The sequence below is a fragment of the Type-C symbiont of Plautia stali genome (genome assembly GCF_059730935.1).
Map to the genome: position 1 here is coordinate 3,593,160 of NZ_AP035923.1, position 16,297 is coordinate 3,609,456.

A 16,297-nucleotide genomic window follows, 5' to 3' on the forward strand; every position below is an offset into this window, starting at 1 on the left:
CTGTAGATATTAACTGGTAATAGCCAAAAAAATGGCACACATTGTAACCCTAAATCCCCCCGTCAGAGAAGATTGGTTGCAGCAACTTGCTGATGTTGTCACCGATCCTGCTGAATTACTGCAACTTTTAGCCCTCGAAAACCACGCGGATCTGGCAGCCGGGAGCGAGGCGCGCCGTCTGTTCGCCCTGCGCGTACCGCGCGCCTTTATTCAGCGCATGCAGCGCGGCAATGCGCAGGACCCGCTGCTGCTGCAGGTGCTGACCAGCCGTCAGGAGTTTACCGATGCGCCGGGCTACAGCACCGATCCGCTCGATGAGCAGAGCAGCGTGGTGCCGGGCTTACTGCATAAGTATAGAAACCGCGCGCTGCTGCTGGTCAAGGGCGGCTGCGCGGTGAACTGCCGCTACTGCTTCCGCCGGCATTTCCCCTATCAGGATAATCAGGGCAACAAGCGCAACTGGCAGGCGGCGATTGATTACATTGCCGCCCATCCCGAGCTCGACGAGATCATCTTCTCCGGCGGCGATCCGCTGATGGCGAAAGATCAGGAGCTGGCGTGGCTGATTGGCGCGCTGGAAAACATTCCGCACCTGAAACGCCTGCGCATTCACAGCCGGCTGCCGGTAGTGATCCCGGCGCGCATTACCGAAGGGCTATGCCAGCTGCTGGCGGATACGCGTCTGCAGGTGCTGCTGGTCAGCCACATCAACCACGCGCAGGAGATTGACGAGGCGCTGCGCGAACGCATGCAGAGGCTAAAGCGCGCCGGCGTCACCCTGCTGAACCAGAGCGTGCTGCTGCGCGGCGTTAATGACGATGCGCAGACTCTGGCACAGCTCAGCAATGCGCTGTTTGATGCCGGCATCCTGCCCTACTATTTACATGTGCTGGATAAGGTGCAGGGTGCGGCGCACTTCTTTGTGCCGGATGAGCAGGCGCGGGCGCTGGTGCGGCAGCTGCTGACCATGGTATCGGGCTATATGGTGCCGAAGCTGGCGCGAGAAATTGGTGGTGAGCCGAGCAAAACGCCGCTGGATCTGCAGCTACGTCAGGAGTGACGTTCCCTGCCAGCTGCCCGGTGCGCATGAATGCGCACCCTACAGTCGGCGCCATCTCCGCAGGAGCCATTGATGGCGACCGCGCAGGGGCTGAACTCAAAAACAAAAAAGCCGCTATCGCGGCTTTTTTATTGCTGCTCTGCCATTACGGGCACTTATACACCTGACCCGACATTTTGCTGTCGAGCGGGGCAAAGGCAGACAGCAGGTTCTGCGTCGGGCTGGTGGCACCATAAATTACGTTGCCGCCCATCTCCGCTGCGCGGTTACGCAGGTCGTTGGCCGCACCGCGCAGTGAACTGCCTTCACCACCTGAGCCGGTCAGCCAGTTGCTCTGCGAGCCGGTAACATTGCCCAGCAGCTGACATTGGCTGCCTGGCTGTTGATCAACAAAGGTGACACGTTCGCCGGCGGCACTCAGTTGGTTGGAGGTGCTACAGCCCGCCAGCAGTAAGGTACCGACTGCCAGTCCGAGCGAGAGGTTAATCCGCATTATAATCCCCATTTATTATCATCAGTGTCGGGCGGCAGCGTAGCAGAAAAGCGCACATTTTTTCTGAACATTCATTGCCCTAAACCCGCAAAGCCGAAGTATTGCGCCCTTACTTATACCTTGTTCGCCGGCAAAAGAAAAACCCCCGACCGTTTCCGATCGGGGGTTTCTCAACAGCTCAGACGTTCAGGGCAATTACATCATGCCGCCCATACCGCCCATGCCACCCATGCCGCCAGCGCCAGCACCTAAGTCAGGTGCGTCGCCTTTCGGCAGGTCGGTGACCATCGCTTCGGTGGTGATCATCAGACCGGCCACAGAAGACGCGTACTGCAGCGCAGAACGGGTCACTTTGGTTGGATCCAGGATACCGAAGTCGATCATGTTGCCGTACTCTTCGGTCTGCGCGTTGTAACCGTAGTTACCGTCGCCCGCTTTCACGTTGTTAGCAACCACAGATGGCTCTTCACCGGCGTTAGAAACGATCTGACGCAGTGGCGCTTCCATCGCACGCAGAGCAACCTTGATACCGACGTTCTGGTCTTCGTTCTGACCTTTCAGGCCAGATGCTGCGATTTTCGCCGCAACACGCACCAGCGCAACACCACCACCGGCAACCACGCCTTCTTCAACCGCAGCACGGGTAGCGTGCAGGGCATCTTCAACGCGTGCTTTCTTCTCTTTCATTTCAACTTCAGTCGCTGCGCCTACTTTCAGTACGGCTACACCGCCTGCCAGTTTAGCAACGCGCTCCTGCAGTTTCTCTTTGTCGTAGTCAGACGTCGCTTCTTCGATCTGCTGACGGATCTGCGTCACGCGGCCAGAGATTGCGCCCTGATCGCCCACACCATCGATGATGGTGGTGGTGTCTTTGTTGATCACCACACGTTTTGCCTGACCCAGGTCTTCCAGCGTCGCTTTTTCCAGCTCCATACCGATCTCTTCAGAGATCACGGTACCGCCGGTCAGGATAGCAATATCCTGCAGCATCGCTTTACGACGGTCGCCGAAGCCCGGTGCTTTCACCGCAGCCACTTTCACGATACCGCGCATGGTGTTGACCACCAGCGTAGCCAGCGCTTCGCCTTCCACGTCTTCTGCGATGATCAGCAGTGGTTTGCCGGCTTTCGCCACAGCTTCCAGCACTGGCAGCATTTCGCGGATGTTAGAGATTTTCTTGTCAGCCAGCAGGATGAATGGGCTTTCCAGCTCCACTGCACCGGTTTCTGGCTTGTTGATGAAGTACGGAGACAGGTAGCCACGGTCGAACTGCATACCTTCAACCACATCCAGCTCGTCCTGCAGACCGGTGCCTTCTTCAACGGTGATCACGCCTTCTTTACCCACTTTGTCCATCGCCTGAGCGATCAGGGTACCGACGCTTTCATCGGAGTTGGCAGAAATGGTACCTACCTGCGCGATAGCGCGGGAATCCTGGCATGGTACAGACAGGGTTTTCAGCTCTTCAACGGCTGCGGCAACGGCTTTATCGATACCGCGCTTCAGATCCATAGGGTTCATGCCCGCCGCGACGGCTTTCAGGCCTTCGTTGACGATAGCCTGTGCCAGAACGGTAGCGGTGGTGGTGCCGTCGCCTGCTGCGTCGTTGGCTTTAGAAGCGACTTCTTTCACCATCTGCGCACCCATGTTCTCGAACTTGTCTTCCAGCTCGATTTCACGTGCCACAGAAACACCATCTTTAGTGATGGTCGGTGCACCAAAAGATTTATCCAGAACCACGTTACGGCCTTTCGGGCCCAGGGTAACTTTTACTGCATCTGCCAGTACGTTCACGCCACGCAGCATTTTTACGCGTGCGTCATTACCGAATTTTACGTCTTTAGCTGCCATTTCAAATATCCCTTAAATTCGTTTCGTTCAGTGAATTACGCGTAAATTACGCTTCAACAATCGCCAGAATGTCGCTTTCAGAGATGATCAGAACTTCTTCGTTGTCGATTTTCTCAGTCTTGGCACCGTAGCCTTCGCTGAAAATCACCAGATCACCCACTTTCACGTCCAGCGGCTTCACGTCGCCGTTTTCCAGGATGCGGCCATTGCCAACAGCCAGTACTTCACCGCGGGTTGATTTGCCTGCTGCAGAGCCGGTCAGAACGATACCGCCAGCAGATTTGGCTTCAACTTCTTTACGCTTGACGATAACGCGATCGTGCAACGGACGAATTTTCATTTGATAGCTCTCCTTTGAGAAGTCCAATCATTCATTTTGGGTTGAACGCCGGGCTTGAGGGTTCCGGCCTCGTGGAGAGAGAGATAGGGGCAGAAAAGGGGCTTTCAAGGGCAAAAAAATAAAAAATTTTCGTTTGCGTAACAGATGACGAAAAAGACAGCAAAAAGGGCGGCTTACGCCGCCCCGCTTACATTCAGCGATCTTTATCGTGACCGATACGATCCTGATCTTTGCGCTCAAACTCGCCGTCCATGGTGACGCCGCTATCCGGGCCCTGTCCCGGGCCGCGCCATACGCGCAGGTGCGGCATCAGCTTCAGCGTCAGGTGCTTCTGCACCGGCGGCAGCAACAGCAGCAGGCCGAGGAAATCGGTAAAGAAGCCCGGCAGCAGCAGCAGAAAACCGGCGATGATCAGCGACACGCTTTTGATCATCTCCGCCGCCGGGCTCTCGTTACGCGCCAGCTTCTCCTGCATCAGCATAAAGTTCTTCATGCCCTGATTTTTCACCAGCGACACACCAATGCACGAGGTAAAAATCACCAGCAGCATGGTCAGCAGCACGCCGAGCGCGTGCGCCACCTGGATGAAAATTGAGATCTCAATCCAGGCCAGAACAAAAAAAATCACTAACGGTAACCAGCGCACCGATATCTCCTGTGAGTCGCGCCGCCACGCAGCGTGCGGGGCAGCAAAATTGAAGGGTCAGCATGACCATAACGTATGAGATGGGCACGCGGCCGGGGAAATTCAACCGCCACTGTTAAATTTATGCCACTGACTTAAAATTGCGAAGTACATCACATATCGTTATTACCGCTGGGCCAGCAAATGTCCGTAAAGTGATCTGTGCACAAGCATTTCTGCAGTGACAGAATATGATCGTGCTCGCCAGCCCGAAGATGGATAAAATGTCGGCACTGGTATTCCACGACAATATAATTGCTTCACCTGCACGTTATTCGCCGCCCATCCATTCCGGATGCCCGGCAGTAACACAGCAGCAATAATAAGAAGGTAATCATGGCGAACAACATTCGTATCGAAGAAGACCTGTTAGGCATGCGTGAAGTTCCGGCAGATGCCTATTACGGTGTTCATACTCTGCGTGCGATTGAGAACTTCTATATCAGTAACAGTAAAATCAGCGACATCCCTGAGTTTGTTCGCGGCATGGTGATGGTGAAAAAAGCCGCCGCGCTCGCCAACAAAGAGCTGCAAACCATCCCCCGCCACATCGCCAACACTATCATTCAGGCCTGTGATGAAGTGCTGAACAACGGTAAGTGCATGGACCAGTTCCCGGTTGATGTCTATCAGGGCGGCGCGGGCACCTCGGTCAACATGAACACCAACGAGGTGCTGGCTAACATCGGTCTGGAGCTGATGGGTCACCAGAAAGGTGAATATCAGTATCTCAACCCAAACGATCACGTGAATAAGTGTCAGTCCACTAACGACGCTTATCCTACCGGTTTCCGCATTGCGGTTTACGCCTCGATCCTCAAACTGCTCGACGCGATTGGCCAGCTGAGCGAAGGTTTTCAGCGCAAAGCGGTGGAGTTTGAAAACATCCTGAAGATGGGCCGCACCCAGCTGCAGGACGCGGTGCCGATGTCACTCGGTCAGGAGTTCCACGCGTTCAACGTACTGCTGAACGAAGAGACGCGCAGCATTCTGCGTACCGCCGAACTGCTGCTGGAGGTTAACCTCGGCGCCACGGCGATCGGCACCCGCCTCAACACACCGGACGGCTACCAGCAGCTGGCGGTACAGCGCCTGGCGGAAGTCAGCAACCTGCCGGTGGTGCCCGCCGAAGATCTGATTGAAGCCACCTCAGACTGCGGCGCTTACGTGATGGTGCACTCAGCGCTGAAGCGCCTGGCGGTGAAACTGTCGAAAATCTGTAACGACCTGCGTCTGCTATCATCCGGTCCGCGCGCCGGCCTGAACGAAATCAACCTGCCGGAACTGCAGGCCGGTTCTTCAATCATGCCTGCCAAAGTTAACCCGGTGGTACCGGAAGTGGTCAATCAGGTTTGCTTCAAAGTGATTGGCAACGACACCACGGTGACCATGGCTTCTGAAGCCGGCCAGCTGCAGCTCAACGTGATGGAACCGGTGATTGGCCAGGCGCTGTTTGAGTCGATCAGCATCCTGACCAACGCCTGCTACAACCTGCTGGAAAAATGCGTTAACGGCATTACCGCCAACAAAGCGGTCTGTGAAGCCTACGTGTTCAACTCCATCGGTATCGTCACTTACCTCAACCCGTACATCGGCCATCACAACGGCGATATCGTCGGGAAGATTTGTGCTGAAACCGGTAAGAGCGTGCGCGAAGTGGTGCTGGAGCGTGGCCTGCTGACCGAAGCCGAGCTGGACGATATTTTCTCCATCCAGAACCTGATGCACCCGGAATACAAAGCCAAACGCTACACCGACGAAAACGAACAGTAATCCGTTCCGGATCAAGTCGTCTGAAGCACGCCTGTATACAATACGGCGTGCTTTTTTATTTTGACGTCTATAACTAAAGTGGCTGCGTGTGGCGGCACTTCAGGGAGTGAAACTATGGTAGTGGTGGAATTGCTCATTGTCCTGCTGGCGATCTGGTTGGGTGCGCGCCTCGGCGGCATCGGCATTGGCTTTGCCGGCGGTTTAGGCGTGCTGGTGCTGACGCTGGTTTGCGGCATGAAACCCGGCGCGATCCCGTTCGATGTCATCGAGATCATTATGGCGGTGATTGCGGCCATCGCCGCGATGCAGGTGGCTGGCGGCATGGATTATCTGGTCGGGCTGGCGGAACGCCTGCTGCGCCGCCATCCGCGCTATGTCACGTTCCTTGCGCCGCTGGTGACCTATGCGATGACGCTGCTGGCGGGTACCGGGCACACTGCTTTTTCAACTCTGCCGGTGATTGCGGAAGTGGCCAAAGAGCAAGGCGTACGCCCTTCGCGCCCGCTGTCGATAGCCGTAGTGGCGTCGCAAATCGCCATCACCGCCTCGCCGCTTTCGGCCGCGGTGGTATTTTTTGCCTCGATTCTTGAACCGCGCGGCGTCAGTTATCTGGCGCTGCTCGGTGTCGCGCTGCCTGCCACCATGCTGGCCATTTTCTGTGCCGCCGTGATCACCAACTTCCTCGGCAAAGAGCTCAAAGAAGATGACGTCTATCAGGCGCGCCTGGCGAAAGGTGAAGTGACACTGCGCGGTGAGCAGGTTTATCACATCAAGCCGGGAGCCAGACGCGCAGTGCTGCTGTTCCTGATCGGTATTGCGGCGGTCGTGCTGTACGCGACGGCAATCAGTGACAGCGTGGGCCTGATCAGCAATCCGGTGCTGCCGCGTAACGAAGCCATTGTGGTGTTTATGCTGACGGTTGCTACGCTGATTTGCCTGACCTGCAAAGTGGAAACCGGTGAAATCCTCAGTGCCAGCACGTTTAAATCCGGCATGAGCGCCTGTATCTGCGTGATGGGCGTCGCCTGGCTGGGTGATACCTTTGTCAAAGCGCACCTGAGCGACATCCAGACGCTGGCCGGTGACATGCTGCAGAGCTATCCGTGGATGCTGGCGCTGGTGCTGTTCTTTGCTGCCACGCTGCTCTACTCGCAGGCGGCCACCACCAAAGCGCTGATGCCGGCCGCACTGATGCTCGGCGTGTCGCCGCTGGCGGCGGTCGCCTCCTTCGCCGCGGTGTCCGCGCTGTTCGTGCTGCCCACCTACCCGACGCTGCTGGCCGCGGTTGAGATGGATGACACCGGCTCCACCCGCATTGGTAAGTACGTGTTCAACCACTCGTTTATCATTCCCGGCGTACTGGCAATTACCTTCTCGGTGGCGTTTGGCTTCCTGTTCGGCAGCCTGATCCTGTAGCGTCGTGGTTACATCCTGAAAACCTCGTGGCGAATGAGCCGTGTTATTATCGCGGCTCATTCGCCACCGGAGCTGATTAATTCGTCATGGCTGCTCGATTTTCCCGCCTGCTAAGCCTGTGCCTGGCGCTGCTGTTTTGCCTGTCGGCACAGGCCAGCCTGTTCTCGCCCACTACCAATAACCGCTTTGTGCCAGTCGATCAGGCCTTTGGCTTTGATTTCAGCCAGCAGGGTCATCAGCTGACGCTGAGCTGGAAAGTGAAGGACGGCTATTACCTCTATCGCCAGCAATTCCACATCAGCTCGCAACACGCGCAGCTGGCGCCGGTCACGCTGCCGCCGGGCCAGCCGCATGAAGATGAGTTTTACGGCAAGAGCGAAATCTATCCGCAGGACGTACAGCTGCCGATCACCCTGCGCCAGGCCGATGCCGGTGCAACGCTCAGCGTGACCTATCAGGGCTGCGCCGCGGCCGGTTTCTGCTATCCGCCGGAGACCCGCTCGGTGCCGCTGACGGCGATGGCTGCCGATAGCGCCGCGCCGGTAATCGCGGCATCACCGGCCGCTCACCGCACGCCGCTGCCGTTTTCGCCGCTGTGGGCGCTGCTGATTGGCATCGGCGTGGCCTTTACGCCGTGCGTGCTGCCGATGTATCCGCTGATCTCCGGCATCATCCTTGGCGGCCAGCGCCGCTACTCGCTGGGCCGGCTGTTCGCCCTCGCACTGGTCTACGTGCAGGGCATGGCGCTGACTTACACCCTGCTCGGTATGGTGGTGGCTGCGGCGGGCCTGCGTTTCCAGGCTGCGCTGCAGCATCCTTACGTGTTGATCGGCCTCTCCGTGCTGTTTGTGCTGCTGGCGCTGTCGATGTTTGGCCTGTTCACGCTGCAGCTGCCTGCCAGCCTCCAGACGCGTCTGACGCTGTGGAGCAACCGTCAGCAAGGCGGCTCGCTGGCGGGCGTGTTTATGATGGGCGCGCTGGCTGGGCTAATCTGCTCACCCTGCACCACCGCGCCGCTCAGCGCCATCCTGCTGTATATCGCGCAGAGCGGTAATCTGTGGGCCGGTGCCGGCACGCTGTGGCTGTACGCCTTCGGCATGGGACTGCCGCTGATTGCTGTGACGATGTTCGGCAACCGGCTGCTGCCGAAAAGCGGTCCGTGGATGCAGAGCGTGAAAGAGGGTTTTGGCTTTGTGATTCTGGCGCTGCCGGTGTTTCTGCTGGAGCGCGTGCTGGGCGATATCTGGGGACTGCGGCTGTGGAGTCTGCTTGGCGTGGCGTTTTTTGCCTGGGCGTTCAGCCTGAGTCTCAACGCACGCGGCACAGCGCGCGTGCTGCCGATCATCATGCTGGCGGCCGCGCTGGTGGTGGCGCGCCCGCTGCAGGACTGGGCATTTGGCAGCAGCAGTACGCAAAGCGTCGCCCACCTGCCGTTTCAGCGCATCAGCAGCAGCCAGCAGCTGGACAGCGCATTACAGCAGGCGCAGGGCCGTATCACCATGGTCGATCTCTATGCCGACTGGTGCGTGGCCTGCAAAGAGTTTGAAAAATACACCTTCAGCGATGACGGCGTGCGCAGCGCCCTGAGCAACGTGCAGCTGCTGCAGGCTAACGTGACAGCCAACAACGCGCAGGATAACGCGCTGCTGCAGCATCTGCAGGTGCTTGGCCTGCCGACCATCCTGTTCTTCGATGCGCAGGGCAAAGAGATTGCCGATTCACGCGTCACCGGGTTCCTTAACGCCGCGGATTTCCGCGCCCATTTGCACAATCTGCCGCGTTAAACGAAACTGGTTGCACGACACTGCCCGGGCGTACGCGCCCGAGCCCGCATTCCGGAGGAGAGTCTTTTGCAACGCGAACAGATCCTTGAGCATGCGCTGAATGTGCTCGAACAGAGCGGCCTGGCCGCGACCACCTCGCTGCAGCAGCTGGCTGGCGAAAGCGGCCTCGCCAGCGATCAGCTGGAGCGCTACTGGCCCGATCGCGATGCCCTGCTGTATGACGCGCTGCGCTTTCACGGCCAGCAGATCGACAGCTGGCGCCGCCAGGTGCAGCTGGATGAGCGCCTCAGTGCAGCACAAAAGCTGCTGGCGCGTTACGACGTGCTGGCAGAGCACGTCAGTAAAGGCCGCTTTCCTGGCTGCCTGTTTATTGCCGCCTGCAGTTTCTATCCCCAGCCGGATCAGCCGGTGCACCAGCTCGCCGAACAGCAGAAGCGCAGTTCCTGGCAGTTCACCCATGAAATCCTCGTCGACCTGGCGCTGGACAACCCCAGCATGGTGGCCGATCAGATGGAGCTGATCCTCGAAGGTTGTCTGAGTAAGCTGCTGGTGAAGCGCAACGTGCAGGATGTCGCTACCGCGCGGCGTCTGGCTGAAGATGTGCTGAGCATCGCGCTATGCCGGCAAAACGGCGCGCTGGCGTAGGCTTTTTGTTCAGCCTGCCTGAAAAGCAGGCAATCAGTCACGATTGCTACGCTTTTTTTACGAAACCCGTTGACGGCTGTGAGCCATTAGGGTTTAATGCGCCCCGTTGCCCGGATAGCTCAGTCGGTAGAGCAGGGGATTGAAAATCCCCGTGTCCGTGGTTCGATTCCGCGTCCGGGCACCACTATTCAGAAAACCCAGCCTCATGGCTGGGTTTTTGCTTTTCTGCGCCGGCAGAATCGCTCACCCTGCGGCCTGGCAGAAACCTTTAAAGCTGGAAAATCCGCCCGTCACCGGCTGGCAGTTCAACGGTTACGCTCAATTTTCCGCCTAACGCCTCAACGTACTTTTTCAGGCTGGAGAGTTTCAGTTCATCACCGCGCGCCTCGATGGCTGCAATAGCAGGTTGCGAAACCCCCATCTTTTCAGCCAGCTGTACCTGTGAAAGCGCCAGTTCTTCCCGCAGCTGGCGCAGGCGAATCTCGAGGATTTTTTCCGCCGCCTTATTTCTGATGCGCGCCTGTGATTCAGGCGAACGCTGAGCAATCAGGTCTTCAAGTTTTGGCATGATTCATCTCCTCCAGATGCTGTTGATACTCGCGGTCAGCCAGTTTAATCATCGCCTGATAAAAACGCCGCTGATGCGTTCCGGTTTTGTTTCCCGCGCAGAGCACAATGGCCCGTCTGACCGGATCGAAGGCAAAAAACGCACGAATCGCCCGGCCATTACTCTGAACACGGAGTTCTTTCATATTGGAAAAACGCGACCCGACGAGGGTATCAACATCAGGTCGCCCTAACGTGGGCCCGAACTCCCTGAGAACCGCCAGGCTGGCCAACACATCCTCAATCATCGCGTCATCCTGCGCCTGCAGCCATGTGGCAAAACGCGCGGTGGTTTCTACCTTCCAGCTGTTCAAAATCACCTCATATAACCTGTAGTTTATAGCGCTCTGATATAAACCGGAAGTTATATTGAAAAGATGACCTGTATCATGCCGGATGTCAGCATCGCTGGAGACGTGTTCAGCTTGTGCGGAGTACCTGAAAAAACTGCAATCCCATGCAATATCGATTAGCTCCATTACGACCCTGGCTGCTTCGGCCCCATTTGCGCGACGCGTCGCACACTTTTGCGATTGCGCCCAAATCTTTCCAGCGAATTGCGCCACCGGTCACGCCGCGTTGCGCGTGTCGATGTTAAAAAACTGTTAATCGCAGTGCCTGCCTGCCGTCGTGGCTTTTGTCCTTAACTCAGCGTCTGCTGTATTTCATCGTGCCGGACGTTTTTGATACACCGAATCGTGTCGCCAGAGGGAGTAATCGTGAACCTTCGTCGCCTTAAATATTTCATCAAAATCGTCGACGCGGGCAGCCTGACGCAGGCCGCTGAAAGTTTGCATATTGCGCAACCGGCGCTAAGCCAGCAGCTTGCCACGCTGGAAGGAGAAGTGAATCAGCAGTTACTGATCCGCACCAAACGCGGCGTAACGCCTACCGAAGCGGGGAAAATGCTTTACCATCATGCCTTCACTATTTTGCATCAGTGCGAACAGGCACAGCGCGCCATTGACCAGATCGCCGCAGCGACTGCAGAAGGCATGCGCAGCGGCTCCCAATAAAGCACGGATGCCGCCTCGCAGCCTCGCACTCCGGTTAAATTTCGTCAGCCAGTCAGCACTCAACCCACACCGCACCGGCATCCGCCGATTTGACACACTGTTCCACCCAGCGTACCCCCATCAGCCCGGCGTGCACGTCCGGATACCAGAAGTCCTGCAGGAAGGCGTGATCGCCGCGGTCGGTGGCGTCCATCGCCAGCGCAAAACGGCGATAGAGATTCGACCAGGCTTCAAATAATCCTTCGGGATGGCCGCCACCAATACGGTCATCGGCCAGCGCGCTGGCGTGCAGATAACCCATGCCGCGCTCAAGAATCTGCACCGGCTCGCCCTGCACTTCATAGCGCAGCTGGTTTGGCTGTTCGTCCCACCACTCCAGACTGGCTCGGGCCCCCACCACGCGAATTTTCTGGCCGTGCATCGATCCGCAGTTCACCGCTGACGCCCACAGCGTACCGACCGCACCGTTGTCGTATTCCATCATCACAAAGGCGTTATCTTCCAGCGGCGCACGCGAGGCCACAAAGCTCTGGCGGCTGCACAGCAGACGTTTTATTTGCAACTGCGGCAACAGGGTTTCAGCGATAAACAGCGGATGGGTGGCCAGATCGCCCAGCACATAGCTCGGGCCGACAAAACGCGGATCGACGCGCCATTTGGTGCTGGCATTCTGTAATTCGACCGCTTCGTGATGAAAGCCGTGAGCAAACTGCATGTTCACAATGCGGATCTCACCCAGCAGCCCGTCAGCAATCATGGTGCGCGCCTGCTGAATCATCTGATGGCCGGCATAACCGTAGGTCACGCCGATGATCTTCTGCTGCGCTTTACACAGTTGCTGCAGTTCCTCAGCTTCAGCGGAGGTGAAACACAGCGGTTTTTCACACACCACGTGCAGCCCGGCGCTGAGCGCAGCGCGGCAGATAGCAAAGTGCGTATTGTTCGGCGTGGCGATGGAGACGGCTTCAATGCCATCAGAACGCGCGGCTTCCGCTTTAAACAGGGTTTCGTAATCGCTATAGCAGCGCTCGGCCGCCACGCCCAGCGCGCGACCAAACGCTTGTCCGCGCTCCGCATCAATATCAAACGCACCCGCCACTAAGGTGAAGTTGCCGTCGCGTAAAGCAGCGGAACGGTGGATGTAACCGATCTGGCTGGTGCCGCCGCCGCCCACCATGCCCCAGCGCAGCGCGCGATCCAGTACTTTGCTCCCGTTAATCATGCTGTTCTCCTCAGAATCCGATGGAATGCAGGTAGTGCAGGCTGGCCGTGACGTCCTGCAGACTGGTGGCGGCGTTGCGCGGATCGCGCTCCTGCTCAATGGTGATCCAGCCCTGGTAATGACGTTCAGCGAGAAACGCCCGCAGCGCCGGGTAATCAATCGCGCCCTGGCCAAGCGGGCACATCACACCCCCGGCACAGGCAGTGAAAAAGTCGACGCCGCGCGCAATCACATCGCGCCAGACGGCCGCATTAATGTCTTTGAAATGCAGATAGTCGATGCGCGACCAGTAGCGTTGCAGCCAGGTCTGCGGATCCATGCCGGAATAAAAAAGATGGCCGGTATCGAGACACAGTCCGGCGACCTCATGCGGGATGTCCTGTACCAGCTGCTCCAGTTCATCAGCAAACTCAATGCAGCCACCGGCATGAGGATGAATCACCGGTCGCACGCCGTAATCGTGCCAGGCGATGTGACTGAGCTGAGTGATGTGCTGCATCATGCGCTGCCAGTCCGCGGGTGCCAGACGTGGCGCTTTCTCCGTCTGGCCGGCAAATTGCGCCCGCTGCGGGTTGCCGAAATCGATAATCACCAGATAGGGCGCGGGCCGGTTATCACCGTGCGTGCGTGCCGCGCACGGCACCTGCGACAGGTTGCGGCAGATGTTGTGCGTCAGCTCAACCATCGCCGGGAAATTCGCCTCGCTAACCAAATCATCAAAAATGGTGCCGGCCACCAGTGACAGCTGATGCGCTTCCAGCTGCTGGCGCAGTTCGGCGGCATCGGTCGGCAGATAGCGCCACGGCCCGAGTTCAATGCTGCGGTAACCGGCCTGGGCCGCCTCGCGCAGCACCGTTTGCCATGGCGGCAGGAAAGGATTGTCAGGATCGTCTACGCCCCAGCTGCAGGGCGCATTGGCAATGTGTAGGGTCATGATGGTTCCTTATGATGAGGGCTGGCGTCAGTATCAAATAGATATTTCACCAACCTCAATCATGGAACTTTCATTCTTTGATAGCGATCATAAATTTAATTATCAAATTTTTGATAATTTTTTATCAAATGCTGTCGTCATGCGCGCTGGCGTGGCTGTCGCCCGGTGAGCGATAACAAAGGGTGACTGCGCAACGCCTCAGACATTTTCCCGCATGACGATCTCAAACGGCAGGGTGACCTGAGAAAAATGGTCGCTGCGCTCAGCGTGACGTTGCAGCACGGTTTGCGCCAGCTGTCGTGCCATGTCAGCGATCTGATGGCGCAGCATCACCGTGATGGTGCCATCTATCAGCGCCAGGTCGCCGTCATTGACCGGGCCGTGACAAATCAGCGCCACCTTACGCTGCGGCTGCTCACGCAGCGCCTGAACGACCCCTTCAATGCCGCCGCACGGCGCGTAAATCAGCGCCAGATCGGCATGCTGCTCCAGCAGCTGGCGAGTCGCCTGATAACCACCGGCAATCGATTCGTGGGTTTTGAGCGGTTCCAGCACGCGCCGCGCACTGTCCTGCTCGCGCAGATACGAGCGAAAACCACTCTCGCAGTTCTCCTGACAGATAAAGCGGTGATCCCCCAGCAGCACGCCCGCCGGACCCGGCTGATGCAGCAGATGGCTGGCGATCCAGCCCGCGCTGCGCCCGGCTTTCTGATTATCCAGGCCGAAATAGCCAGCATGCCCACAGGGCGAGAAGTCAGAAAACAGCGCGTAGACGCGCACGCCCTGACGCGAAACGTGCGCTATCGCGTGGCGGATCAGCGGATGATCCAGCGCCACCACGCCGATAGCCTCCACCTGCTCAGCCAGCCGGTAGAGCGAATCCACCACCGCTGCCACCTCATCAATCTCGTGCCAGACAAACAGCGGCTCGCTGCCGGCCGGATGAAATGGCTGCGTCTGCTGGCGCAGCGCATCGGTTAGTGTTTGATAAAAAGAGTACGAAGCCGACAGCAGGATAAACCCCATACGCAGCGTCACGCCGTCGCTCTGTGCACTGAGCGGGGCGTGGCTGCTGCGGTAACCCAGCCGATGCGCCGCTGCCAGTACTTTCTGTTCGGTTTGCGCCCGCACCGGCGCGCGGCGATTGAGCACCCGATCCACGGTGGCGATCCCCACCCCGGCAGCGGCGGCAATCGCGCTCATGGTAATTTTGCTCATCGTTAAGCCCCTAAATGATAATAAACTATCAAAAATAATGCCTGACGTTATGCTTTCACGCCATATAAGCCGGTGTTTATCCCTCAGTAAATGAGTAGATCCTCTCATTCTTTTGATCGCTGTCGCACAAACACCATCATCCGTTTCATTTCTCACGCAAATAGAATAATTATTTGGCAAACGATCGCCGCAGCGGGTCGCCGGCACTGATGGAAATGCATCAGCAAAGCATTAGAGCCGGTGCCGGGCTGTTTTTATAGTTGACGCGACACCAGCCGCCGATTGCGGTGGTGGGTAACGTAACGCGCAGGAGAACAACAATGAAAATCGCTTTTGATGTGGATGTTATCCGCGATCTCGGCATCACGCGTATGGTGCATCAGGTCGCGGAGTGGGGTTATAAATACATTGAACAGTCGCCGCATCCGCAAATCAATCCGTTCTATAAACACCCGAAAGCCAGCCGGGAGATCATGCGCGAGTACAAAAATGCGCTCAACGCTACCGGACTGGAAATCTCCTCGTTTATCACCGTCTATCGCTGGTCGGGACCGGATGAGCTGCGGCGCCAGGCGGCGGTGAAAAACTGGAAGCGAATGATTGAGATTGCCGTGGAGATGGGCGTGCAGGTGATCAATACCGAGCTCTCCGGTAACCCGAACGAGCCGGAAATCTGCGAAGAGATGTTCTATCGCTCAATGGACGAGCTGCTGCCGATTTTCGAGCGAGAGGGGATTCGCGTAGAAATTCAGGCGCATCCGTGGGATTTCTGCGAAGAGAGCAATGAAACGGCCGATATCGTCAAGTCGTTCCGCAGCGACAACGTCAAATACATCTATAGCGCACCGCATACGTTCTACTATGACAAGGGCAAAGGCGACGTGAAGAGTATGCTGCATTACGCTGGCGACGATCTGTCGCATATGCTGATTGCCGATACCATGAACCACACCAAACACTGTCGCTACATCGTTAACCCACCGGGCGTCGATGCCACCATCCACCAGCACGTGGCCGTTGGCGAAGGTGAGGTGAATTTCGACGCGCTGTTCGAAGCGCTGCGCGAGATGGATTTCGCTAACCGCCACTATAAAGTGGGCGGCGAGTCGATTATCTCCGCCGCGCTGTTTGGCTATCCGGAGAAGATGAAGTATCAGGCGGTGGAAACCCGCGAGCTGATTGAGCGCGAGCTGCTGAATCTGTAAATCGCCCGCCCTTAGCCCCCTTTCTCGCCAATGACAGCTGGGCGCACAA

General features: G+C 57.5%; 16 protein-coding genes, 1 tRNA gene and 1 pseudogene. 9 read left to right on the plus strand and 9 right to left on the minus strand.

Going from position 1 to position 16,297, the window contains the following annotated elements:
• Positions 1 to 31 precede the first annotated feature (31 nt).
• A complete protein-coding gene (gene epmB, locus AC6I7J_RS17010; RefSeq protein WP_058759602.1) occupies positions 32 to 1,060 on the plus strand; it encodes an EF-P beta-lysylation protein EpmB in 1,029 nt (342 codons plus the stop codon).
• Between the two features lie 145 nt (positions 1,061 to 1,205).
• On the opposite strand, the gene AC6I7J_RS17015 is transcribed toward epmB, so the two are convergent.
• From AC6I7J_RS17015 to AC6I7J_RS17030, 4 genes are all read right to left on the minus strand, one after another.
• Complete coding sequence (locus AC6I7J_RS17015; RefSeq protein WP_021507764.1) at positions 1,206 to 1,553, minus strand: DUF4156 domain-containing protein; 348 nt, start codon at positions 1,551 to 1,553, stop codon at positions 1,206 to 1,208.
• 195 nt (positions 1,554 to 1,748) lie between these two features.
• Entirely contained in the window at positions 1,749 to 3,404 is a 1,656-nt protein-coding gene (groL, locus tag AC6I7J_RS17020; protein ID WP_021507765.1) for a chaperonin GroEL, read from the minus strand.
• 46 nt (positions 3,405 to 3,450) lie between these two features.
• The gene (locus AC6I7J_RS17025; protein ID WP_021507766.1) at positions 3,451 to 3,744 is read right to left on the minus strand and encodes a co-chaperone GroES; all 294 of its coding nucleotides are present in this window, start codon (positions 3,742 to 3,744) and stop codon (positions 3,451 to 3,453) included.
• Between the two features lie 193 nt (positions 3,745 to 3,937).
• Positions 3,938 to 4,390 carry an FxsA family protein gene (locus tag AC6I7J_RS17030; protein WP_021507767.1) on the minus strand — a complete coding sequence of 151 codons (453 nt, stop codon included), beginning with the start codon at positions 4,388 to 4,390 and terminating at the stop codon, positions 3,938 to 3,940.
• A 375-nt stretch (positions 4,391 to 4,765) separates the two neighbouring features.
• Here AC6I7J_RS17030 and aspA point away from each other — a divergent pair, with 375 nt between their 5' ends.
• The 5 genes from aspA to AC6I7J_RS17055 all read left to right on the plus strand — a co-directional run bounded on the left by aspA (position 4,766) and on the right by AC6I7J_RS17055 (position 10,231).
• Positions 4,766 to 6,202 carry an aspartate ammonia-lyase gene (gene aspA, locus AC6I7J_RS17035; RefSeq protein ID WP_021507768.1) on the plus strand — a complete coding sequence of 479 codons (1,437 nt, stop codon included), beginning with the start codon at positions 4,766 to 4,768 and terminating at the stop codon, positions 6,200 to 6,202.
• Positions 6,203 to 6,316: 114 nt separating this feature from the next.
• Positions 6,317 to 7,618: an anaerobic C4-dicarboxylate transporter gene (locus AC6I7J_RS17040; protein ID WP_058759604.1), complete on the plus strand. Its 1,302-nt coding sequence runs from the start codon at positions 6,317 to 6,319 to the stop codon at positions 7,616 to 7,618.
• Positions 7,619 to 7,704: 86 nt separating this feature from the next.
• On the plus strand, positions 7,705 to 9,402 hold the full coding sequence (locus AC6I7J_RS17045; RefSeq protein ID WP_498006236.1) for a protein-disulfide reductase DsbD: 1,698 nt from the start codon (positions 7,705 to 7,707) through the stop codon (positions 9,400 to 9,402).
• 66 nt (positions 9,403 to 9,468) lie between these two features.
• Positions 9,469 to 10,047, plus strand: coding sequence for a division control transcriptional repressor DicD (gene dicD, locus AC6I7J_RS17050; protein WP_021507771.1), 579 nt, complete (start codon positions 9,469 to 9,471; stop codon positions 10,045 to 10,047).
• A 108-nt stretch (positions 10,048 to 10,155) separates the two neighbouring features.
• Positions 10,156 to 10,231: transfer RNA gene (locus tag AC6I7J_RS17055), tRNA-Phe, on the plus strand.
• 84 nt (positions 10,232 to 10,315) lie between these two features.
• Here AC6I7J_RS17055 and AC6I7J_RS17060 read toward each other — a convergent pair.
• Positions 10,316 to 10,615 carry a helix-turn-helix domain-containing protein gene (locus AC6I7J_RS17060; RefSeq protein ID WP_010615565.1) on the minus strand — a complete coding sequence of 100 codons (300 nt, stop codon included), beginning with the start codon at positions 10,613 to 10,615 and terminating at the stop codon, positions 10,316 to 10,318.
• On the minus strand, positions 10,602 to 10,967 hold the full coding sequence (locus AC6I7J_RS17065; RefSeq protein WP_072210002.1) for a type II toxin-antitoxin system RelE/ParE family toxin: 366 nt from the start codon (positions 10,965 to 10,967) through the stop codon (positions 10,602 to 10,604). Before AC6I7J_RS17065 ends, AC6I7J_RS17060 begins: the two co-directional genes overlap by 14 nt.
• A gap of 405 nt (positions 10,968 to 11,372) precedes the next feature.
• On the opposite strand from AC6I7J_RS17065, the pseudogene AC6I7J_RS17070 reads away from it, so the two are divergent.
• Positions 11,373 to 11,627: pseudogene (locus AC6I7J_RS17070) on the plus strand (LysR family transcriptional regulator); the annotation flags it as partial.
• 94 nt (positions 11,628 to 11,721) lie between these two features.
• Here the strand turns inward: AC6I7J_RS17070 and AC6I7J_RS17075 are convergent.
• Both AC6I7J_RS17075 and AC6I7J_RS17080 read right to left on the minus strand, forming a co-directional pair.
• On the minus strand, positions 11,722 to 12,891 hold the full coding sequence (locus AC6I7J_RS17075) for a Gfo/Idh/MocA family protein (RefSeq protein ID WP_498006239.1): 1,170 nt from the start codon (positions 12,889 to 12,891) through the stop codon (positions 11,722 to 11,724).
• Between the two features lie 10 nt (positions 12,892 to 12,901).
• A complete protein-coding gene (locus tag AC6I7J_RS17080; protein WP_058770056.1) occupies positions 12,902 to 13,825 on the minus strand; it encodes a TIM barrel protein in 924 nt (307 codons plus the stop codon).
• Between AC6I7J_RS17080 and AC6I7J_RS17085 the strand changes: the two genes are divergently transcribed.
• Positions 13,824 to 13,994 (plus strand): hypothetical protein, encoded by a 171-nt coding sequence (locus tag AC6I7J_RS17085; protein ID WP_193751842.1) that lies wholly within the window; start codon positions 13,824 to 13,826, stop codon positions 13,992 to 13,994. The two genes, AC6I7J_RS17080 and AC6I7J_RS17085, sit on opposite strands and share 2 nt — an antisense overlap.
• A gap of 29 nt (positions 13,995 to 14,023) precedes the next feature.
• On the opposite strand, the gene AC6I7J_RS17090 is transcribed toward AC6I7J_RS17085, so the two are convergent.
• Complete coding sequence (locus tag AC6I7J_RS17090; protein WP_058770054.1) at positions 14,024 to 15,043, minus strand: LacI family DNA-binding transcriptional regulator; 1,020 nt, start codon at positions 15,041 to 15,043, stop codon at positions 14,024 to 14,026.
• A 320-nt stretch (positions 15,044 to 15,363) separates the two neighbouring features.
• Between AC6I7J_RS17090 and AC6I7J_RS17095 the strand changes: the two genes are divergently transcribed.
• Entirely contained in the window at positions 15,364 to 16,248 is an 885-nt protein-coding gene (locus tag AC6I7J_RS17095; protein ID WP_021507777.1) for a sugar phosphate isomerase/epimerase family protein, read from the plus strand.
• Positions 16,249 to 16,297: the final 49 nt, after the last annotated feature.